This is a genomic window from bacterium SCSIO 12741 (assembly GCA_024398055.1).
In the GTDB taxonomy this organism is placed as follows: Bacteria; Bacteroidota; Bacteroidia; order Flavobacteriales_G; family Salibacteraceae; genus SCSIO-12741.
The window spans coordinates 2,302,932-2,324,081 of sequence record CP073749.1; the positions used below are offsets into that span (position 1 = coordinate 2,302,932).

The 21,150-nt window shown below is 45.1% G+C and carries 17 protein-coding genes; 4 read left to right on the top strand and 13 right to left on the bottom strand.

The window, feature by feature from the left end; genetic code table 11:
* Positions 1–30: 30 nt before the first annotated feature.
* The 9 genes from KFE98_09715 to KFE98_09755 form a co-directional block, all read right to left on the bottom strand.
* Positions 31–1,779, bottom strand: coding sequence for a Na/Pi cotransporter family protein (locus KFE98_09715; GenBank protein UTW64395.1), 1,749 nt, complete (start codon positions 1,777–1,779; stop codon positions 31–33).
* A gap of 61 nt (positions 1,780–1,840) precedes the next feature.
* Positions 1,841–3,568 carry an NAD(P)/FAD-dependent oxidoreductase gene (locus KFE98_09720; protein ID UTW64396.1) on the bottom strand — a complete coding sequence of 576 codons (1,728 nt, stop codon included), beginning with the start codon at positions 3,566–3,568 and terminating at the stop codon, positions 1,841–1,843.
* 114 nt (positions 3,569–3,682) lie between these two features.
* Complete coding sequence (locus tag KFE98_09725; protein ID UTW64397.1) at positions 3,683–4,903, bottom strand: bifunctional folylpolyglutamate synthase/dihydrofolate synthase; 1,221 nt, start codon at positions 4,901–4,903, stop codon at positions 3,683–3,685.
* A gap of 51 nt (positions 4,904–4,954) precedes the next feature.
* The gene (locus KFE98_09730) at positions 4,955–5,809 is read right to left on the bottom strand and encodes an energy transducer TonB (GenBank protein UTW64398.1); all 855 of its coding nucleotides are present in this window, start codon (positions 5,807–5,809) and stop codon (positions 4,955–4,957) included.
* Positions 5,809–6,201 carry a biopolymer transporter ExbD gene (locus KFE98_09735; GenBank protein UTW64399.1) on the bottom strand — a complete coding sequence of 131 codons (393 nt, stop codon included), beginning with the start codon at positions 6,199–6,201 and terminating at the stop codon, positions 5,809–5,811. Before KFE98_09735 ends, KFE98_09730 begins: the two co-directional genes overlap by 1 nt.
* A gap of 26 nt (positions 6,202–6,227) precedes the next feature.
* Positions 6,228–6,938, bottom strand: coding sequence for a MotA/TolQ/ExbB proton channel family protein (locus tag KFE98_09740; protein UTW64400.1), 711 nt, complete (start codon positions 6,936–6,938; stop codon positions 6,228–6,230).
* Between the two features lie 127 nt (positions 6,939–7,065).
* Positions 7,066–8,406, bottom strand: coding sequence for a sodium:proton antiporter NhaD (gene nhaD, locus KFE98_09745; GenBank protein UTW64401.1), 1,341 nt, complete (start codon positions 8,404–8,406; stop codon positions 7,066–7,068).
* Between the two features lie 20 nt (positions 8,407–8,426).
* Positions 8,427–9,656: a Glu/Leu/Phe/Val dehydrogenase gene (locus KFE98_09750; GenBank protein UTW64402.1), complete on the bottom strand. Its 1,230-nt coding sequence runs from the start codon at positions 9,654–9,656 to the stop codon at positions 8,427–8,429.
* Between the two features lie 85 nt (positions 9,657–9,741).
* Positions 9,742–10,818: an anhydro-N-acetylmuramic acid kinase gene (locus tag KFE98_09755; protein ID UTW64403.1), complete on the bottom strand. Its 1,077-nt coding sequence runs from the start codon at positions 10,816–10,818 to the stop codon at positions 9,742–9,744.
* A 62-nt stretch (positions 10,819–10,880) separates the two neighbouring features.
* Here KFE98_09755 and KFE98_09760 point away from each other — a divergent pair, with 62 nt between their 5' ends.
* Positions 10,881–12,023 carry an acyl-CoA dehydrogenase gene (locus tag KFE98_09760; protein UTW64404.1) on the top strand — a complete coding sequence of 381 codons (1,143 nt, stop codon included), beginning with the start codon at positions 10,881–10,883 and terminating at the stop codon, positions 12,021–12,023.
* Positions 12,024–12,148: 125 nt separating this feature from the next.
* On the opposite strand, the gene hflX is transcribed toward KFE98_09760, so the two are convergent.
* Both hflX and KFE98_09770 read right to left on the bottom strand, forming a co-directional pair.
* Positions 12,149–13,336 carry a GTPase HflX gene (gene hflX / locus KFE98_09765; protein UTW64405.1) on the bottom strand — a complete coding sequence of 396 codons (1,188 nt, stop codon included), beginning with the start codon at positions 13,334–13,336 and terminating at the stop codon, positions 12,149–12,151.
* 11 nt (positions 13,337–13,347) lie between these two features.
* Positions 13,348–13,779 carry a hypothetical protein gene (locus KFE98_09770; GenBank protein ID UTW64406.1) on the bottom strand — a complete coding sequence of 144 codons (432 nt, stop codon included), beginning with the start codon at positions 13,777–13,779 and terminating at the stop codon, positions 13,348–13,350.
* 37 nt (positions 13,780–13,816) lie between these two features.
* On the opposite strand from KFE98_09770, the gene KFE98_09775 reads away from it, so the two are divergent.
* Both KFE98_09775 and KFE98_09780 read left to right on the top strand, forming a co-directional pair.
* Positions 13,817–14,191, top strand: coding sequence for a hypothetical protein (locus tag KFE98_09775; GenBank protein UTW64407.1), 375 nt, complete (start codon positions 13,817–13,819; stop codon positions 14,189–14,191).
* A 164-nt stretch (positions 14,192–14,355) separates the two neighbouring features.
* The gene (locus KFE98_09780) at positions 14,356–15,216 is read left to right on the top strand and encodes an RNA polymerase sigma factor RpoD/SigA (protein ID UTW64408.1); all 861 of its coding nucleotides are present in this window, start codon (positions 14,356–14,358) and stop codon (positions 15,214–15,216) included.
* Between the two features lie 108 nt (positions 15,217–15,324).
* Here KFE98_09780 and KFE98_09785 read toward each other — a convergent pair whose 3' ends face one another.
* Positions 15,325–16,443: an SPOR domain-containing protein gene (locus KFE98_09785; GenBank protein ID UTW64409.1), complete on the bottom strand. Its 1,119-nt coding sequence runs from the start codon at positions 16,441–16,443 to the stop codon at positions 15,325–15,327.
* Between the two features lie 95 nt (positions 16,444–16,538).
* Here KFE98_09785 and KFE98_09790 point away from each other — a divergent pair, with 95 nt between their 5' ends.
* The gene (locus tag KFE98_09790) at positions 16,539–17,054 is read left to right on the top strand and encodes a gamma carbonic anhydrase family protein (GenBank protein UTW64410.1); all 516 of its coding nucleotides are present in this window, start codon (positions 16,539–16,541) and stop codon (positions 17,052–17,054) included.
* Between the two features lie 59 nt (positions 17,055–17,113).
* Here KFE98_09790 and KFE98_09795 read toward each other — a convergent pair whose 3' ends face one another.
* Positions 17,114–21,076: a T9SS type A sorting domain-containing protein gene (locus tag KFE98_09795; protein ID UTW64411.1), complete on the bottom strand. Its 3,963-nt coding sequence runs from the start codon at positions 21,074–21,076 to the stop codon at positions 17,114–17,116.
* Positions 21,077–21,150 lie beyond the last annotated feature (74 nt).

Genomic DNA, 21,150 nt, shown 5'->3' on the forward strand with positions numbered 1-21,150 from the left:
TTTCTTAGAATGTAATCCCTTATTGAAGGGTTATTCCAGGTTTTGCCCTTTGGTCGCCTCGCTTACATTGATAACATGATCACCAAGCTTTTCAGCGGTTGAAATTAGATCCACAAAAATGAGTCCCGCCCGAATGTTGTAGTCACCCTTCTCAATGCTCTTCAGGTGTGACTTCCGGTATTTGTTTCTCATTTGATCCAGTTCCTTCTCAATCTTAACAGCCTCTTCCAAATCAGCTTCTTCGTAGGGGCCATCCAGGTTTTTGTTCATGCACTCCAGGGCCTCATCCACCTTGTCGAACATGGCGTTGATGCTGTCTCGCTGCTTAGGCGTGAACCATACCTTGCTCTCCATCTTACGCTCCATGGTTTTAGACATTTGGTAAATAATGTCTCCCTGACGTTCGATATCGTTGATAATGCTGAGCATGGATTGAATCCGAGCTGAGGTTTGTTCGGTCAATTCATTTTTGGCAACCTGAATCAGGTAATCAGATACTTCCAATTCAATGTTGTCAGTGATCTGCTCGTATTTCTCAATGCGCTGTAGGTTGTGCTTAATGGACTTTGGATCTTTCTCGGTTACAATGGCGCTTAAGAATCCCATCATCTTACGAACCAATCGGCCATAGTTGGAGATCTCCTTTTGGGCTTCCATTAAAGAAAGCTCAACCGATGAAGTCATACCCCCACTAATGTATTCAAGCGAGTATTTTTCGTCATCTGTGTCCTTAGGCTTAACCATTCTCACGGCGATGTCAACCAATTTTTGGGCAAAACCAATCAGCAAGAGAACGTTCACCAAATTAAACAGAGTGTGGAAGGTCGATAATCCGAAAGTAACGGAGTCTTTTCTTGCTTTAAGCTGTTCAGGTGTGAAGGCAGCTAACTCTTCTGAAGAATAGTTGGTAAGAGGGCTATTCAAGTCAAACAAGGTCATCGTAACATAGTTCACCGCTTCCAGGAAGAAGGGGAACAAAACGAGGATCCAAACGACACCAATGATGTTGAACATCGAGTGAATCCGAGCCGCTCGCTTAGCATGAACATTTCCAACCAAGGAAGCGATCCAGGCGGTGATCGTCGTACCAATATTCTCACCGAGTACCAATGCCGCAGCAATCTCAAAATTGATCCACCCTTCAGCCAAAAGAATCAAAGTAATCGTCATCGAGGCACTCGAGGATTGAACAATAATGGTAATCAGGGTTCCAATCAGAATAAAGAACAAGTAAGAACCATAACCCCAGTTAGTAAACCCTTGCAAGAACTCAAGCATACCGGCATTGCTTTCCACGTCGGGAACCGAACTTTTGAGCAAATCGAGTCCATAAAACAGGAGGGCAAATCCGATAAAAAACTCAGCCCAAAAACGCCAATTGCCCTTTTGAATAAACAACATGGGCAAGCCGATGGCGATGATAGGTAGGGTAATGTCTACAATGTCAAACTTAAATCCGAAGTAGGTTACCAGCCACGCTGTAACGGTGGTTCCCACATTTGCTCCCATGATGATACCTGCCGATTGAATGAGGGACAGTAGCCCGGCATTCACAAAGCTTACCGTCATTACAGTGGTAGCCGAAGAAGATTGAACCAAAGTAGTGATGAGTAACCCGGAGAATACCCCTAAGTAGCGGTTTTTGGTCATCGATCCCAAAATGCTTTTCAATCGATTACCTGCTGCTTTTTGGATACCCTCGCTCATGACCTTCATTCCGTAGATAAAGAGGCCTAGGGAACCGATCAAATTGAGCAGGTTTAAAAAACCATATTCCATGCGGTTAAATTTTGCGCAAAATTATCAGAACACGCCCGGCATACAGGTATGCGGGTGTTAATTATATGTTAGCTTTTGGAGCCGTTTGAAGGGTCTTTTTAGAATCGGCAGGAGTGGGTTTCGCTACCCAGGAATTGTCGTAGTCTTTGAACGCTTCAGAACTCAAAATGCGCTTCAAAGATATTTTTCCATCCATATAATCGGCTAGTAATCGGAAGGCTTTGGGATTTTTTTTGCGAAGCACCAATAAAGACGCGTTGGCAGCAGATTTAACGGCAATGGGTACGCCACCTCCCAGTTCGGCCCAATGTCCGCCCAATACGAGGCCTTCCACGGGAGTTTGGTAGTGGGCAATTTTGGCTTGCATGTTTTCCCGGCCAGTTCGAGCTCCCATCATGGTTCCATCTCGATTTCCGGTATAGCGCCAATGGGTAACGGGGGTGGCAACGTCGATGTAGGTGATGTGCTCTCGTAATCCTGGTGCCAACGTTGATTCTACGCGATCGATAATGGTATCGGCGTAGTCGGATTTGAATTTTTTGTAGGCTTCTCCACGAACGATATTGCCCTCTTCATCCTTTTCCGTGTGCCAGAAGTTGTCCTGGTGCATAAAGGCTGGTACATAAAGCGTGAGGGTGCCCATGCCTTCAGGGGCCAAAGATTTGTCTCGAAAGGTGGGGGCCAGAATACTGATTCCACTCGTTTCAGGACTACCGTTGCTTTGTTCTTCCCGGGAAATGTCGTCGCGGGAAAGAAAGATCAGTTCTTCGTTGAAACCTAATTCCTCGGCCGTACAATCCAGCGCCAACGATATGGTTACCGAGGAGCTATAAAGCTTGGCATCTTTGAGTTTTTTCTTTTTGAGTTCGGGGACAGAATGCGTCGGCAGCATCTTTTCGTACAAGGTTTCCACATCACAGCAGGCAATTACGTAATCGCTTCTGATTTCCAATGGTTTTTTCTTGTGAACCACCCGGAGACCTTTACAACGGTCGTCTTCAAGAATGATATCCTGCACCTTGGCTCGGGTGAGCACCGTTCCGTCAAAGTGTTCAATAATGTGATGTAGCCATTCTGGAATCACCTGGCTTCCACCCTTAGGTGGGCTCTGGAAATCGCCAATGTACGCCCAAGCTATGGGGACCAAAACCGATAGTAAATCAGGCTCAGAACAAAAGATGGCATGTAATTCTGGTTCCTTGAAGAAGCGATTAAGTCCTTTTTTTAAACCTGCTTCACCCGTGTATCCAATGTACCGAAGGAAGGGAGTGGCAAATTTTAGTAGTTGCAATTTGTGGCGCCCCTTTTCCAAAACAGTCATCGTTTCCTCGGAACGGAACATGTTGGAGTAATTGTCAAACGAGTGAGCAATCTTTCGGGCGGCTTTAAAAAACTTCTCGATCCCCTTTTTCTCGTGCGGGTATTTTTGGATCCATTCTTTCTTAAGATCATCCGGATGATTCGTGAGCAGGTAGTCAAAGGACTCACCCTTGAATCGACGAATGCGTTTTTGGGGAACGGTTTGTGGGTAGTCACTTCCTAAGAATTCGAACATTTTGGTGACCATGCCCTCAGGACCGGTTTGATTTAACCAGTGGATGGCTGTGTCAAAACGAAAGTCTTTGCGCCGAAAACCAGCCAGGTAACCCCCGATTCGCGATTCCATCTCAAGCACACAAACCGAATAGCCAGCCTTGCTCAAAATAGCAGCAGACATTAATCCACTGACGCCGGATCCAATAATGGCCACGTCAAATTGCTGGTTACCGTTTTCTCCGTCCTGGTTCATATCATAGTTTGTCTTCAGAATGAAGACAACTGTCGTTTAACCTTCCCCTATTGAAAGATAAGTGCAATATCCAAAAATTAGGTTAGCAAGCAAAGAATAGTGCCTATATTTTGATTATTCGACGACCTCTGCTACAACAAAGGTGCTTCCTCCGATGTAAATCAGATCCTCAGACTGGGCGGCTTCCTGGGCTGCCTTCCAGGCATTTTTGACCGAACCCCAGCTATTTCCATTTAGGCCTAATTGATGGGCCTTTTCTACCAGGATTTTTTCGTTCAAAGCTCTCGGAATAGAAGGTTGACAGAAGTAGTACTGAGCATCTTTTGGAAAAAGTCCGAGGGCGTCTTCTACATTCTTGTCATCAACCATTCCGATGACAAAATGTTTGGTCTTAACATCCAATCGGCTTACCTGATCCATTACCGGAATCAGTCCATGCGTGTTATGGGCAGTGTCGCAGATCGTTAGCGGGGCTTCGGAAAGCTTCTGCCATCGCCCCATCAACCCGGTATTTTGGGATACCCTTCTCAAGCCTTGCTCAATACCGTCTTTAGAAACTGGAAAGCCGGTCTGGCCTAATAGGGAGATAGCTGCTAAAGCCGTTTTTTGATTTTCTTGCTGGTAGCTCCCCAATAAATCGGAGGGATAAGTCGGTAGGTCTCTCTCACTGGAATCGATGCAGGCACTGTTCAATTCTTCTGCTCGGGAGCGGATGACCTTTTGGGCCTGCTCGTTCATTTTTCCCAATACAACGGGTATTTCGGCCTTTATGATCCCTGCTTTTTCTGCCGCAATTTTTTCAATGGTATCACCCAAAAACCGGGTATGATCCAGTCCAATATTGGTGATAATGGAAACCAATGGAGTAATAACATTCGTGGAGTCCAGGCGTCCGCCCATACCGGTTTCTATGACGGCAATATCCACCTTTTCATCTTTAAAGTAGGAGAATGCAAGACCTACCGTCCATTCGAAAAAGGAGAGTTGAAGCGCTTCAAAAGATTTCCGATTCAGCTCAACAAAATGCACCACTTTATCTTGGGGGATCATCTCCCCATTGATCTTGATCCGTTCTCTAAAGTCCTTTAAGTGCGGGGAGGTGTATAATCCCACCCGGTATCCTTCTTCCTGAAGCATCGAAGCCAGCATGTGGGCCGTACTTCCCTTACCATTGGTTCCAGCCAAATGAATACTTGGAAAGTCGCGGTAGGGATGATTTAAAACCTCCATTAGGTCTTCAGTGGTCTTAAGATCTGCTTTGTAGGCCGCTTTTCCCACCCGTTGATACATGGGTAATTGTTGAAACAGGTATTCCAGCGTTTGCTCGTAGGTCATGCTTTGCATTTGACGCAAAATAAAAGCATTCACAAAAAAGAGAAGGGTAAATTATCGCTCGATGCTGAAATTATAAGTCACCGTTCCGATTTGGTATTCGGGGGCGCTATCATCCGCTTGCCAGCGGGTTTGTAAGGCGGCTTCTTTGGCTTTTCTTACCAGGCAATCGGCCAGGTTGGTGGATCCTTTGGGGCGAACCTTCGCATCCACAGTGGTACCCGTACGATCAACTTTCACGGTCATTACAACGATTCCGTATTCGTCGCATTCGTACTCGGGCTTTTCCTTGACCAGCGCCAGGCGGTTTCCTAAGGAGTAATTTCCGTTCCCTCCATCACCATCTTGATCGCCATCTCCAGGGGTTCCGTGGTAGTTAGGCCCATCGTCGCCATCAGGTTCGCCTGCATTACCAGGTACATGATCATCGGGGCCTTCAGAACCTTCACCTTGTTGGGTTTTCATGCGATTGAGTGCCTGCGATAGATTGTCACTGATTTGAGGTTTTGGTTCTTCAACCGGTTCGGTCACCTCTTCCGGTGGTTCAGTGGTTTCGGTAGGTTGAGTAGTCGTTTCTTCTTCCTGCTGAGGAGTGGTCAGAGTCTCAACCTGATCTTGAGTAATGACTGGCTCTTCAGCTACCTCTGTAGGAGTAGGCTCGGGAGCTGATGTAGCTTGTTCAGGTTCCATGGTTTCGGTTTCTACCGGTACCGGTTCTCCCGCATTTTGAGGATTTTCATCGCCACTTCCCATATCTGTGGTCCCGAAGTTTACCGGAATACCTACAGAAGGTAGGGGGATGGGATGAGTAAGTCCATAAATGGCAAACAAAATGAGCAGAATAAGGTGAATAATGATCGTACCGATCAGTCCTCGTCTTCTACTTTTTATGTCTACCGGAATGTTCATTACTTGGCTCGGGTGGCTAATATAAATTCGTAGTGGTGACGGTTGGCAATGTCCATCACTTTTACCGCATATTCCAAAGTAGAGCGTTGATCTCCGCTAAGAATGATTCCCTTTTTCTCAGCCTGACCCATTTCGCTTACTATTTTACTTTCCAGATTTTCTGGAGAAACCAGCTGGTTGTTGACGTAAAACTTATTGTCCTCAGAGATAGCCACGGCAACGGTTTTCGGCGAGGTAGCCTTAGATGCACTCTTAGGCAACAAAACCTTCAAGGCATTAGGAGTAACCATGGTGGACACGATGATGAAAAAGATGAGCAGCAAGAATACGATATCGGTCATCGACGACATCGAGAAGGCTACACTGACTTTATTTCTGGAGCGAATGGCCATAGTTTGTTAACTCGTTATAATCCGTTTTATTTCACTGGGTCTTGCAACATGTCGATGAACTCGATGGAGGTAGCCTCCATTTTGTGAACCACTTTGTCCACCTTGGCAACGAGCAGGTTATACCCAACGTAAGCAATAATTCCGATCACCAATCCAGCGGCTGTAGTTACCATGGCCTGCATGATACCTCCGGCCAAATTTGAAATTTCCACAGCGTTTCCAGCTGCATACATTTCATGGAATGTGTTGATCATTCCAATAACTGTACCCAAAAATCCAATCATGGGTGCAGCACCAGCAATGGTAGCCAGAGTTGAAAGTGATTTTTCGAGGTTGTAGACCTCCAGTTTTCCAGCATTTTCGATGGATGCACTGATCTCATTCAAGGGCTTTCCGATGCGGTTAACACCTTTGAACAACATACGGGAAAAGGGAGTTTGATTCTTTTTACAGAGATCCCGGGCTGCATCCATTTTTCCATCGTAGATGAAATCTTTCATTTGATTCATGAAAGTAGGATTGAGTTTCTGGGATTTTTGAATGGCTAAAAACCGTTCGATGAAGATATAAACCGCCACTACGGACAAAATGCCGAGAGGTCCCATTATGTACCAGCCCCCATTGGCAATTAATTCCAAAATTGAAATTGTTCCTTCAGTTGGAGCCTCTGTGGCAAGTGAATCGGATGCTGCGGCATCAGCACCCATGGATACCTGCTGCAATAAGGTGTATATCATGATTTGTCTTTGTTTTAAAGCTCAATGCGATAAACAAAGATGTTCGGAATGAACCCCCACCCATAAGGGGCGGAGTATTTAATACTCACAAGGTTCTGTTGATAGTGCTCTAAGGCACTTCAGGCATTTAGTTAATCAAGAGGTAGGTTGCAGCTCCACACAGGTAACCAACTAGGGCAAGTAGGGAGATTTTCTTGATGTACCACAGGAAGTCAATTTTCAAAATCCCCATAATAGCTACACCAGCTGCAGACCCGATAATCAAACAGCTTCCTCCGGTACCGGCACAGTAGGCCAAAAATTCCCAGAAGGCACCATCTTGAGCAAAGTCACCTGTAGCCGCAATCGGATACATACCGCTTGCCGCGGCTACCAATGGCACGTTGTCCACGATGGAAGAAAGAACTCCAATCACGATGTTGATCACGTAGATATTCCCCACTGTTTCATCCAACCAAACGGCCAGCTGTCCCAATTGTCCGGCAGACTGAAGACTCGCTACAGCCAATAGAATACCAAGGAAGAACAATACACTGGGGGTATCAATTTTGGTCAAAACACCTTCAACGGTAGTTTCGTTCAAGCTATACTTAGGTTTGTTTCTGTTGAGTACTGCGGTAACCATCCAAAGGAAACCAAGACCCATCAAAATTCCCATGAATGGAGGAAGGTGCGTCAAGGTTTTAAAAAGGGGAACAAACAACAATGCACCTACTCCTAAACTGAATACCAGGTTTCTCTCCCAATCCTCAATCTTCACGTGTAGATGTTCTTCTTTATTCTCCGGTTCCATGGGCCTCATCACATCTCCTTTCAAACGGAAGGTAAGGATGATTAATGGAACCAGCATACAAACCAAACTCGGTGTAAACACACCAACAATAATGTTCATAGCCGTTACCTGACCACCGATCCAAAGCATGATGGTGGTTACGTCACCGATAGGAGACCAGGCACCACCGGCATTGGCCGAGATAATGATCATACCCGCAAACAGCCACATCACCCTTCGGTTACGTATTAGCTTTTTGAGCAGGGCAGCCATCACAATGGCCGTGGTAAGGTTATCCAGTACAGCGGAGAAAAAGAAAGCAACAATACACAAGGTCCACATCAGGGTGACCTTCTTCGTTGTTTTAATCCGTTTGGTAACTACGGCAAAACCTTCATAAGCATCGATCAATTCCACTACCGTCATTGCTCCTAAGAGGAAGAAGAGGATGGAAGCGATCTCACTCAAATGGTAGAGTAGCCCTGCCTTATGGTGGTGATCATGAACAATGTAATGATAGAAGTCTCCATCAGGAACGTTGGCCGGATCCACGATGGTAGGACCACTTACGATGTAGATGGTCCAACAAAGTACACCGGTCACCATTGCCGTGGCCGCTTTATCTATTTTCAATGGGTGTTCCATGGCTATAGCGAGATAGCCCAACACAAAGATGACGACCATTAATATTTCCATAAGGAGCTTGTTCTATTCTTTTAAACTAATTGAGTCAATGCGATTTCAAAAGCAGTCTTAGCAATGTTGGTTTTGTTCTCACTTTTGGCATAAACGTCTTCCAAAGCCTTACGGATGATGTTGGACGTATCATCAAAAATTCCCTTATCCGACATGTCCACGTGATCGTTACTCATTAAGTAACCAAAAACCCGAGCCATTCCACAGTTGGAAATAAAGTCAGGAATAATGGAAATGTGGTTGTCCGTGTAATCTGCAATCGGACCGAAGAAGATTTCTGGATCTGCAAAGGGTACGTTGGCACCAGCAGCAATAACTTCCATTCCGGAAGCTTTCATGCGATCTACTTGATCACGAGTAATCAAACGAGAAGCGGCACAAGGAATGAAAACCTCGGCTTTCAAATCCCAAATCTTGGCGTTTACTTCATCAAAAGAAAGCATGTTTTCAGCGGCCAGCTTGTTTCCGTCTTTATCCAGGAAAAGCTGACGGATTTCTTCTGCACTAAATCCGTCTTCCTTGATCAATCCACCGGGACGATCGATGATTCCGACAACTTTGGCGCCATTCTGGCTAAGGAAATAAGCTCCTGCAGAACCTACATTTCCCCATCCTTGAACGATTACTCTTTTTCCTTCCAAAGATCCACCCCAGATATCGTAGTAGTGTCTTACCGATTCAGCTACACCAAATCCAGTAATCATATCAGCTACGCAATACTTGCGGCTTGGCTCAGGAGAGAAATAATTATCTTCAATTTCTTTCAACACACCGCGACGCAATTGTCCGATGCGGTTAATTTTTTGAGGTTCAGTAGGCTGGAAGTGTCCATTGAAAACCCCTTCTTGTGGGTGCCAGATTCCGCAATCTTCGGTAATGGGAATAACTTCGTGAATTTCGTCCACGTTAAGGTCTCCACCGGTTCCGTAGTAATGCTTGAGCAAAGGAGTTACGGCTTTGTACCATCTTCTAAGCACACCTTCTTTTCTCGGATCGTTCGGATCAAAGTTGATTCCCGATTTGGCACCACCAATAGCAGGTCCGGCTACAGTGAATTTCACTTCCATCGTTTTGGCAAGTGATTCTACTTCACGTTTGTCCAGTCCAACACGCATACGAGTTCCACCACCCGCTGCTCCACCACGCAAAGAATTGATTACAACCCATCCTTTGGCTTCGGTTTCGGCATCATGCCATTCAAAAACAATCTCAGGAGTTTTGTTTTCGAATTTATCGAGAAGATCTTTCATGGTCTTAAAATTTCGGGCAAATGTAAAAAAATGACAACCATTTCTACCTTGATTGGTGAGCTATTTCCATGATTTTTCCACGGTATTAAGGATCGAAGATGACTCCACCCGAATTGTCCCGTTTTGCACCGGTTACGTCACTTAAGCAATTTGCTTGATTATGAAGCCTTAACCAACCCAAATAGGCAAAGATGATGGCTTCCTTAAATTCAATGATTTGAGCCTCCGGAAGAGTCCATTTTCCAGGAGATGATTGGTTTAATAGCTCCAATAAATAGCTGTTGTAGGCACCGCCTCCTGTGACCAGAATGGAATCTAATTCGTACGCTTCTGCCACCCGCTTGAGTTGCCGAAAAATGTGCTGGGTCATGGTGGCAATGGCCTCTTCAGGTTTTAGGTCGAAGGAATCGATGAGCGGAAAAATCCATTTTTCAACCCATTCTCTGCCGAGCGATTTGGGAGGAGCGCTGGTATAGTAGGGTAATGATTCTAACTGGTCAAGCAGAGCTTCATTGACCGAATGTCGCCGGGCAATTTCTCCCGATTTGTCATAAGGTAGGCCCAGTTTTCGGGCATAGTGGTTAAGTACATAATTGGCCGGACAAATGTCGAAAGCCAAGCGTTGCCCCTTTCTTGAAAAACCAATATTGGCAAATCCTCCGAGATTAAGGCAGGCCTCATAGGAAGAAAATAGATCTCGATCGCCGATGGGAACCAATGGAGCCCCTTGTCCGCCAAGTGATACATCCTTACTCCTAAAATCGGCAACGGTTTGCATGCCGGTTATTCGAGCTATTTCTTGACCACAGCCGGCTTGAAACGTATACCCCAGGTCGGGTCGGTGAAACAACGTATGCCCATGGGACGCGATTAAGTCAACGGACCGATTGCCTAAAAAAGCCTGTGCTTGTTGTCCAAGATATCGACCAAACTCCTTGTGATATTGCCAGAGTTTTTCCCCATTGTATTGCTCCATTTGCCGCAGTTGTGTCAACCAGTATTCCGGGTAGGGAATGGTTTGGCAGGATAAGAGCTGAAAGGAAGATTTTGAAGGATCGTTATCAATTTGGACCAGGGCAAGATCTAACCCGTCCAGGGAGGTTCCGGACATCATGCCCAAAACAATCTTGGATTTGCTGGAAGTAGGCATTAACTGCGACAAGGATAGTAATTTATCGCGACAAAAAGATACCTTTGCGCCTCGAAAAAAATAGACTTCAAGGTATGGATTTTCAATTAACAGAAGAGCAATTAGCGGTTAGAGAAGCAGCCAGAGATTTTACCCAAAATGTTTTGGCTCCCGGAGTGATTGAGAGAGACGAGAAAATGGAATTCCCAGCCGAGCAAATCCGTCAGTTAGGCGAGCTTGGATTTTTGGGAATGATGGTCGATCCCCAATATGGTGGGGGCGGAATGGACGCTCTTTCTTACGCAATTGCGATGGAGGAATTTTCTAAAATGGATGCCTCTTCTTCTGTTTGTGTGTCTGTATGTAACTCTTTGGTGAACTACGGCCTTGAGCAGTATGGAACGGAAGAGCAAAAGCAAAAGTACCTGGCGCCAATTGCACGAGGTGAAAAAATCGGTGCGTTCTGTCTTTCTGAGCCAGAAGCTGGATCTGATGCTACTTCACAGCGTACTACCGCCATCGACATGGGAGATTACTACCTGTTGAATGGAACTAAAAACTGGATTACAAACGGAAACTCTGCATCTACTTACTTGGTAATTGCCCAAACAGATGCTGATAAAGGTCACCACGGTATCAATGCCTTCATCGTTGAAAAAGGAATGGAAGGTTTTGTAGTGGGAGCCAAGGAAAACAAAATGGGAATCCGTGCTTCCGATACGCATACCTTGTTGTTTAACGACGTAAAGGTTCCTAAAGAGAATAGAATTGGTGAAGATGGATTTGGATTCAAATTCGCTATGAAAACCTTGGAAGGTGGTCGTATTGGAATCGCTGCCCAAGCTTTGGGAATTGCACAAGGTGCTTTTGAATTGGCTACTGCCTATGCCAAGGAAAGAAAAGCTTTCGGAAAAGAAATTGGAAAGCACCAAGCCATTCAATTTAAGTTGGCTGATATGGCTACTTCTATTGAAGCCGCTCGTTTGTTGGTTTACCGTGCCGCTTGGATGAAAGATCAAGGCCTTCCTTACGGACACGCCAGTGCAATGGCTAAGTTGTTCGCTTCACAAGTTGCAATGGAAGTAACGGTAGAAGCTGTTCAGGTTCACGGTGGATACGGATACGTTAAAGAATACCACGTTGAGCGTTTGATGCGTGATGCGAAGATTACTCAGATCTACGAAGGAACTTCCGAAGTTCAGAAAATCGTAGTTGGAAGAGGAGTTCTTAAAGACTAGGAGAATTTTAAATCTTAAGGATAAACTCTAAATTTTTAATCTTTTTAGAGTACTTGAAGCGGGCTTTGGCCCGCTTTTTTTGTTCCTATTAAGATTTAAGATTTTGCCTTAAGATTTATGATTGATCAGTACAGATAATGCTGATAAGGATATTTTTCCTCATAAACCTTTTGCACTTCTCGGTAGAGAATTTTACGGAACTCGTCCCAGTTTTTCTTTTCCTTGGCGGAGATGAATACGGCGTGAACATTCTCACGAGCCATCCAGGTACGTTTTAGTTCAGAGAGCGCTACGTTTTGTTTGGTATTCGCGGTATAATCAAACTCTCCATCTTCCATTTGACGATATTGATCAATCTTATTAAAGAGGAGTAGAGTAGGCTTATTTTCAGCACCAAGTTCGGTCAAGGTCTGGTTCACCACACGGATGTGATCTTCAAACCGCGGATGGGATATATCCACCACATGGATCAAAATGTCAGACTCACGGGCTTCATCCAGGGTAGATTTAAAAGACTCTACCAATTGGTGAGGTAATTTGCGAATAAATCCTACCGTGTCAGAGAGCAGGAAGGGGAGATTCTCGATCACCACCTTTCTTACTGTAGTATCCAGTGTAGCAAAAAGCTTGTTCTCTGCCAATACATTCGACTTACTCAAGCGATTCATAATGGTCGACTTACCCACGTTGGTGTACCCAATCAAGGAAACCCGGGCCATTTTTTGCCGGTTTTTACGCTGAACTGCATTCTGCTTATCGATCGCCTTGAGCTTTTCTTCAAGCAGAGTGATCTTTTTGCGAATGATCCTACGGTCGGTTTCAATTTCTTTTTCTCCTGATCCACCCCGAGTGCTGGTTCCTCCTCGCTGCCTTTCTAAGTGAGTCCACATTCGGGTCAATCGAGGAAGTAGGTATTGGTAACGCGCTAACTCTACCTGAGTTTTGGCCTGTGCCGTTTGAGCACGGAATTGGAAAATATCCAGAATCATTAAGCTCCGGTCGTAGATCTTAACCTTGAGCTCTTTTTCAATATTGCGCAATTGACTGGGAGACAAGTCATCGTCAAAAATCGCAACATCAATGTCGTTTTCCTTGATGTATTCTTTGATGTCGAGCAATTTTCCTCGACCCACAAAGGTTCGGATATCTGGGGTGTCTAACCGTTGGGTAAAACGTTTAACAGAATCAATACCCGCTGTTTTTGCCAGAAATTCCAGCTCATCCAGGTATTCGGTCAGCTCTTCGTCACTTTGTCCTTGCTGGCCAAGGCCAATGAGGACTGCTCTTTCTGCTGTTCCTTTCGTTTCGATCAATAGTCAGGATATTAAGGCATGAGTTTGTCCCATGGCACTCTTGAAAGAATCAAGGCGAAACCAATCAGGTAGAACAAGCTCATCATTTTGAATTTGTTTTTGGAAGTTTCTGCTCTTTTGGCTTTGGAATATCCCATGGTAATAACCACAGCGGCCAAAATCATCATCACCGGGTGCTCCACCGTTACAAAGCGTAGCGCAGCCATTCCTTCACCCATAGAGGCTCCAATTCTCGAAAAATGACCGAGAACAGCGTACAAAACAATACCCAACAGCAGTTGAATATGTACAGCAATCATTGAAAATAAAGCCAGTTTTCGATCCCCAGAGGTGTATTCTTTGTTGTTGAGAAAACCGAAAAGGGATTTCAACAATGCCACAAAGACCAAAATAAGGACCAAATAAGCAACGGTGCGGTGTAAGTGTAAAAAGCCAACTTCCATATTCCTATATTTAGGCTGCAAATGTAGCAAAGAGCAAATGATTTGGACTCAGATATTCCGTAATTCCCTCTACCTGATTGGGATCTTTCTTTTAATAGCCTGTCAAAAAGAGGATGAGGAACTGTTTACCTTACAATATCAAGTGCTGCAAACGGGAGGAAATCGAGCTACCTTTTCTTTGAATTACCTCGATCCATCCAATGCCACAGTGTCCACAGGAATTCTTGGACCTTCGAGTTGGGAATCCACAGAATATAAAAATGTAAAGGCTGGAATTCCGATTCGAATGGAACTCAAGGTAGAATCAGGAAGCCCAAAATTGAGGATGACTGTACTAAAAAATGGCTCTTTGGTGGCCGAGCAGGTCGTATCATCTGATAATTCTCAGAACCTTATATCCGTTAGATTGTAACGTTTTTCGATGGTTTACGTATGAATTAGCAAAATTTTAGGTAAATCAAAGGAAAATTACCAGTACTTTTGCAGCCCGAAAAGTGCTAATAGACAAACTATTTGCATTTTAGGACAATTATTGTAATTTAACTGGTTGTTTAAAGTTCAGTTTTTTATTCGCCTATGAGACAGCTCAAAATCTCCAAACAGCTTACCAATCGTGATTCCAAATCCATTGACAAATACCTAAGCGATGTTTCCAAAGAGGAAATGATCACCGCTGAGGAAGAAGTGGAACTGGCAAAACGGATTAAGCAAGGTGATGAGAGAGCTCTTAACAAATTGGTTAACGCCAACTTGAGGTTCGTTATTTCTGTTGCCAAGCAATACCAAGGTCATGGTTTGACATTAGAAGATTTGATTGCAGAAGGTAATATTGGTCTAATTACAGCGGCCAAACGATTTGACGAAACGAAAGGGTTTAAGTTCATCTCTTACGCAGTTTGGTGGATACGTCAGAGTATTATGCAGGCCATTGCAGAAAACTCACGAGTGGTACGGCTACCACTTAACAAAGTTTCTGCTATACAAAAGGTGGCAACTGCTTATTCCAAATTAGAGCAGGAATTCGAGCGGGCTCCGTCCCACGAAGAAATTTCCGAGCTCCTGGAAACCAATGCCGAAAGTGTCGGAGACCTGGTGACTTACTCACAAAAACAGGTTTCAGTAGACGCACCCCTTATTGACGGTGAAGAGAATTCACTGTTGAATGTATTGTCTAACAATAATTCCAAAAACCCAGCAGATGAAATGATGCGCGAATCTTTGTGCAAAGACATCGAACGGGTATTGGTTTCTTTGAAGCCAAGAGAAGCGGAAGTGATTCGTTTGTCCTTCGGGCTCGGCGGCCGCACTCCGATGACTTTGGAAGAAATTGCTAACAGTCTGGGATTGACCAGAGAGAGAATTCGTCAGATTCGCGAAAAAGCCCTTAGAGGTCTTCGCAAAAAGACAAATTCAAATTTCCTGAAACACTATCTGTAAATAGCATCAGGTATTAGATATAAAGAGACCTCTTCGCTTTGCGAAGGGGTTTTTTTTATGCCCTATTCGATCGTAATCAAGGGGGAAATAAAAAGGAGAAAGGGAGGACTATTTCTTTAATATCCAGGCGTCACCAAAACCTGCAGACCGGATTCGATCGAGATCTCCTTTAGCCTCATTCAAAGTAGTGTATTGTTCTATACCTACACGGTACAACCCTTTGTGCTGATCAATGATAACCGCGCCAAATCCTTGCTGTTGCAAACGTGCGACCAATCGAGTGGCGTTATCCCGCTCACGGAAACATCCTCCAATGGCGTAGTAACCTTGGTAGCTTGTAGGCGGAAGTAACGACTTAACCCGAAGCGAATCCGGGCGAAGGGCCAGCTCTCTTACTTTAATGGTAATGAGTTCGGTAGGATCGAAATAGGGGTCGTTGCGGTCAAAAAAGGAGGTTTTTACATAATCCTTTCCAGACAATACCCATTTTTCAAATGCATCGGGCCGAGCGATGTCATCGGCGTCAACTACTTCTGGTAATCCTGTTCTTGCTGTATACATAGCGCAAACCTGAGGGCTAAAAGGATTAAGTTCCGAAAGTTGGAAATTTTTGTCCTTAAATACCATAGAGCCTGTTGGGAGCCAGATTAAATAGAAAAGCAAAGGAACGCAGGCCACAACGACAGCCGCTGTTTTCCAGTTTTTGAGCCTTTTGCGGTATTCCCGAATGTCAATAATCGGAGTAGATTCTTTGGGCTCTTCTTTTGCCTCCGCCGCCAATTCCACAACAGGAGTTTCAACTGGTTTGGCCAAGGGGATGAGCTGAACGGGCTCTAAACCAAATAGGCCAGGAGCGAAGTTTACCGTATTTAGCGGTTTAAATCGCAACGAACGGTTATGGTCATAGTAGAACGTACCGATTTTTGGAAAAACAATTTTGCCCTTACTTCTCAGTTCCTGACGGATATCCTGAACAAAGGCATTCAGCTGTTTTTGGGCTTCGGCAAATGGGATTTGTTGTTCTTCGGCTATCGTGTGGGCCAATAAGCCATCACTTTTGGTAAGCCTGGAGTTAAATCCTATCTCTTTATAAGGAGGTAAAATGCGGGAACGCAAACGGTCTAATCGAGCCGAATGAGGGTTGCCCACAAAACCGCCAAACCCTGGAACGATTACACAATCGTGGGAAAAAAGCAGCTGCTCGATATGTCGGAAAATACCTTCCATTATAATTCGACTAAAGTAAAAAAATCAAGACACTCCGGGCGATGCAAGCAAGGATTAATCCTTTACTTTCGGTTTCTCGTGAAATTCAGAATCTTATGGCGCTAATTAAGACAGTACGGGGCTTTACGCCTCAGGTTGGAGAGAATTGTTTTTTGGCTGAGAACGCCACTTTAATCGGAGATATCCAGATGGGAAAGGATTGTAGCATCTGGTATCAGGCCGTAGTTCGAGGGGATGTAAACAGCATTCGAATCGGTGATCAGGTCAATATTCAGGATGGTGCAGTGGTTCATGGAACGTATGAAAGAGCGGCTACTACTATCGGGAATAAAGTGTCTATTGGGCATAATGCTTTGGTGCATGGTTGCACCATTCACGATCACGTGTTGATCGGTATGGGAGCTATTGTTATGGACAATGCCGTTATCGAATCCAATTGCTTGATTGCTGCTGGTGCGGTTGTTTTGGCCAATACGGTGGTAGAATCGGGATCAGTGTACGCCGGAGTTCCCGCCAAAAAGGTAAAAACGCTGAGTCCTGAATTGTTTCAGGGAGAGGTTTCCCGAATTGCGGAAAACTACATGCTATACTCCAGCTGGTTTAAAGAGTAAAAAAAACACCCGATCCTCCATTTGGAATCGGGTGTTTTAACTGTATTAAACTAAAGATACTAATACTTAATAACCGTAGATCTCCAGCTGCGTTCTTCCAATCGCATTTCCAGGAAGTAGGTGCCTGCCTCCAGGTTATCGATGGATAAGGTTTCAAGCTGAGAACCTTGAGCTACACGAACCCATTGTTCAACGATTTTACCAGAAACATCAGTCATGGATAGGGTTACCGTTTCACCCGAGAGGGATTCTGGCCATTGGATGTTGATTTGACCACTACTTGGATTCGGGTAAATGGACAACTCCTCATTAACATCTTGGATTTCAGAAGAACTCAAGTCGTCTCCTTTTTTATAGAACTGACCGGTGATGCCGGTGTATGCTTCTCCAAAGCGCAGAACAAATCCTGCATCGGTAAATGTTCCGGCGTTGTGGTGGGTCAAACTTCCGGCTACCATTTCCAATTCCAGGTTATGCTGGAAAATTCCACTGGCATAACTGCTACTGGATCCACTAACTAATGCCACTCCACTGGCTGGATCAGATCCAGAGGTACACTTGGCGCTTAGGGTCCAGTTCAAATCCTGATTCGGATCAAAGGAGGCTAACCAGAGAGCGGTTGTGCTATTGTTCCCAGGAGAATCGTCTTGAAAGCTACCGGAGGTAATTTCGATGTTATCACCTTGGAAAGTTCCAACGACCATGATGTTTCCATCTTCGTCAATGCTCAAGTCATTCGAGTTGGCCCATTGAATTCCCATGGTTTCATTCACGTCTGAAGACCATTTGAATCCGAGGTCAGCTTCCTTGAGCTTAAGGATGTAGGCATTGTTCATTCCAGTACTCAGGTTGTTCCAGTTGCTGAGGATACCTTGATAGTTTCCGGTGATGTACAACATTTGGTCGTCGTCCCACTCTAAGCTTAGGCCGGTTGCAAGGTCTCCAGTAATGCCGCTGTGGGTTTGATGGGTATACGTCCAGTTGGCACAACCGGTCATTGTTCCTCTAACCACAAAAGCATCAGAGCTGGAGGTGAGGTACATGGTGTTTATCGCGTTTCCGGAAAATTCGGCATCGGCATACATGGTTCCTACAGCGTATAGAACTCCGTTAGCGTCATCAAATTCGATATCTCTGAATTCACTGTTTGGAGTTCCGGCCTGATCTTGAAGCAGGGTAAATACGTTTCCGTTGCCGAAGTTTACTCGGTATACGGTGGCAGCATTTGTTCCGCCATCTCGTCCAGCTAGGTAGAAACGGTTGTTTGAACAATGTACTTCCATATCATAGATTTGATCCGCTCCGGAAAGGTTGGAGTTCAAGCCTCGGTTATTGGTCATTACTCCGGTGTTTTGATTCACCTTGAGCATAAACCAGCGATTGGTGGTGGATACATTGGAGGCAGGGACTCCTGCAAATCGGAATGAACCTAAACCCTGTTGTTTACCTAACAAGAACACGTGATTACCCAAGAGAGTAATGTCAGCCACTTCAAAGTCTTGCGGAACCTGATCGAAATCTGAGTTTACTACCCATTGCATAATTCCACATTCGTCGTACTTCACGATGAATATACCTTGATCGCCGTTGGCGTTCGCTCCAGCTACAATAGGTTGACCATCAAACATGGTTTGCCCTTTGAAATTGCCAGCCATGTATACGTTACCGGATGCATCAATGGCCATAGCAACGGGCTCATCTTTTATAGGGCCGTTGTTTCCACCGGTCACTTTTTGCCAATCTTCCGGACCAGCCGATACCAGGGAGTAAACACCTGTTTCTTTACAGCCCATAAAGTCCGTCATGGTTAGGGAGTAATTGCCATCAGGAAGATCGGAAAGGGTAGCGGTGTTTTGACCACTGCCCCAGTTGTAGGTGTAAGGTGACATATTTACCCCATTGAAGGTTCCGGTAATTTCACCATCAGGGATACCATTACAGGTAGGCGGTGTAATTCCGGTAAAGTCTACGTCCCACAAAGCGGGATTCGTTTCTCCAATATTATAGGGGCCAGCGATAATGGTACAACTACCATTTTGATCCGTTACTGTAACCCAATAATCATGGGGACTGGTAGCAAGTCCACTGATGGTGTATTGGTTGCTGGATTGAGTTACATTTCCAGATCCAGGATTCCATTTATAAGTGTAGTTGGGTGTGCCACCAGTAAGTTGAATGTCGATGGAACCGTTGTTTAGTCCCACACAGGTGGCATCAGTACTTTGCGGATATCCGGAGGCAAAATCCAGGTCGTTTTGAGAGTTAACCGTAAAGTTGACTGTTCCCTGACATCCTTGAACATCTTCGATGGTAACCGAATGAGGTTCTCCAGTTGGGTTGATGGTGTAGGTGGAACTAACCGGGCCAAAAGCACTTCCTCCATCTATACTCATATAATACGGAGCACCAGCACCACCTGAAAAAGTGATATCCGCTTCCCCATACTGATTCGACCAGGATGAAGGAGAACAAAGGGCATCGGCAACCACGGTAGCATTGACGATAACTTTACCATGCTCTCCAATCGTGAAGCTTTCGGAATTGGTACATCCGTCGTCATCCACAACTGACACGGTACCGCTTCCTGTAGCCAGGCCTTCAACATCTTTGCTGGCATTGCTGTAAACCGGAGAACTTCCAGCTGGAACATTCCAGGAAGGAATAGAAAAAGGTCCATTACCCGTAGGAGCTATGGATGCACTTCCCGTAGCACTGTTGAAGCACGCATTTACCGTTGTTAAGTCCAAATCAGAAGGTTTGTGATAAGTCAGTGAAAAGGATTCGGAAGCTTGGCAGCCTTGAGCCGTGGTATAGGTATAGGTCATGGAGGAAAAACCATAGGAGTAGCTCCATCCGCTAACATTACACCCATTGCCAATAGGATCAAAAACTCCGGCCGAAGTCACCGCACAGGAAGAACCGGTCCAAACACCGGTACCTCCCGTTGGGACTGCAGCGGCTTGAAGTTGAAGAGGTGTAGCATTATCACATACATCCGTTGGGTTTGAGGATACATCGATGGTTGGAGTTTGATTTACGGTTAGCAGAGCAGTGGCTGGTACCACGCAGTTGTCGGTGCTACTAACCGTATATTGGATCGAGTTGCTGGGATTAACGGCAGTTACGCTCGAGCCTGTGTTTCCACCGGATAGGTAGGTCGATGGGTTCCACACCAGATTTGAGGCACCGGTAGCCGTCATGGTAATATTGTTGCCGGTACAAACCGAGTAGTTGCTTGTACTAATCGTTTGGGTGTTGGTGTTGTGAATTTTGATGGAATGAGTGGCCATCGGAAAAAAGGTGTGGAGTATCAATCGGTAATTCGTGTTATTTAAAAAGGTGTATCCCATGGAGTTGAAGTCGAATCCATCGGTGGTGGCAAAAGTGAAGTTTCCTTGAGCCACGTAGTCTGGAGTGGAAAATGAGTTTCCGTTCGCATCCAGACGCTCAATCAGTGGTCTGAATTGAGTTTCACAGCCATTCGTGCTTACTGTTTTGGGAGAGCCTGAGCATATCTGATGGATCCCATTGGAGAAGGCATAGGTGGCTCCCGTATAATTCAGATTTAGGTTTGTGGCATTGGGATGCACCAAGGTGACGGTGTTGCTATTGCTGAGGTGATTGTTCTCAGCACAAGCAACATCGCAATTCATTCCATTCCAACCCGTTTCTCCTTCCCACAACTGAACCGTGTAGGATTCGGGCGCATTGGGTACGGTGAATGTTAGATTGTAGGTAATGTTGGCGGAAGTAGTTAAGGCCGGAGAGAACTGTTGGTCCACTTCATCTCCATTTCCATCAACGAGGCGAAACCGAAGGTCTCGGTGTACTGAACATCCACAGTTTTGCGGATCTCCTACAGTGATCGTATAATCCAAGTCGATGGTTGGAGTATTCGGTGTATTACCACAGGCAAAGAATATGAATCCGGAATTTCCATTAAAGGTAAGGGACCCTTGAGCGAGAGTAACAAAGGGGGCGAGCAGTCCTAATAGGATGCCCAAAAGTTTTCGATTGTTCATGATTTTAAAGAATTAGTTTACCCCAATTTAGGGAGGACTAAAACCTTAAAAAATAGCCCGGGAGTTTTTGGAAG

What these genes read in the sequence shown, in the direction of transcription:
- KFE98_09715 (UTW64395.1), bottom strand. Translation starts at nt 1,779, where the DNA reads ATGGAATATGGTTTTTTAAACCTGCTCAATTTGATCGGTTCCCTAGGC.
- KFE98_09720 (UTW64396.1), bottom strand. Translation starts at nt 3,568, where the DNA reads ATGAACCAGGACGGAGAAAACGGTAACCAGCAATTTGACGTGGCCATT.
- KFE98_09725 (UTW64397.1), bottom strand. Translation starts at nt 4,903, where the DNA reads ATGACCTACGAGCAAACGCTGGAATACCTGTTTCAACAATTACCCATG.
- KFE98_09730 (UTW64398.1), bottom strand. Translation starts at nt 5,809, where the DNA reads ATGAACATTCCGGTAGACATAAAAAGTAGAAGACGAGGACTGATCGGT.
- KFE98_09735 (UTW64399.1), bottom strand. Translation starts at nt 6,201, where the DNA reads ATGGCCATTCGCTCCAGAAATAAAGTCAGTGTAGCCTTCTCGATGTCG.
- KFE98_09740 (UTW64400.1), bottom strand. Translation starts at nt 6,938, where the DNA reads ATGATATACACCTTATTGCAGCAGGTATCCATGGGTGCTGATGCCGCA.
- nhaD (UTW64401.1), bottom strand. Translation starts at nt 8,406, where the DNA reads ATGGAAATATTAATGGTCGTCATCTTTGTGTTGGGCTATCTCGCTATA.
- KFE98_09750 (UTW64402.1), bottom strand. Translation starts at nt 9,656, where the DNA reads ATGAAAGATCTTCTCGATAAATTCGAAAACAAAACTCCTGAGATTGTT.
- KFE98_09760 (UTW64404.1), top strand. Translation starts at nt 10,881, where the DNA reads ATGGATTTTCAATTAACAGAAGAGCAATTAGCGGTTAGAGAAGCAGCC.
- KFE98_09770 (UTW64406.1), bottom strand. Translation starts at nt 13,779, where the DNA reads ATGGAAGTTGGCTTTTTACACTTACACCGCACCGTTGCTTATTTGGTC.
- KFE98_09775 (UTW64407.1), top strand. Translation starts at nt 13,817, where the DNA reads ATGATTTGGACTCAGATATTCCGTAATTCCCTCTACCTGATTGGGATC.
- KFE98_09780 (UTW64408.1), top strand. Translation starts at nt 14,356, where the DNA reads ATGAGACAGCTCAAAATCTCCAAACAGCTTACCAATCGTGATTCCAAA.
- KFE98_09785 (UTW64409.1), bottom strand. Translation starts at nt 16,443, where the DNA reads ATGGAAGGTATTTTCCGACATATCGAGCAGCTGCTTTTTTCCCACGAT.
- KFE98_09790 (UTW64410.1), top strand. Translation starts at nt 16,539, where the DNA reads ATGGCGCTAATTAAGACAGTACGGGGCTTTACGCCTCAGGTTGGAGAG.
- KFE98_09795 (UTW64411.1), bottom strand. Translation starts at nt 21,076, where the DNA reads ATGAACAATCGAAAACTTTTGGGCATCCTATTAGGACTGCTCGCCCCC.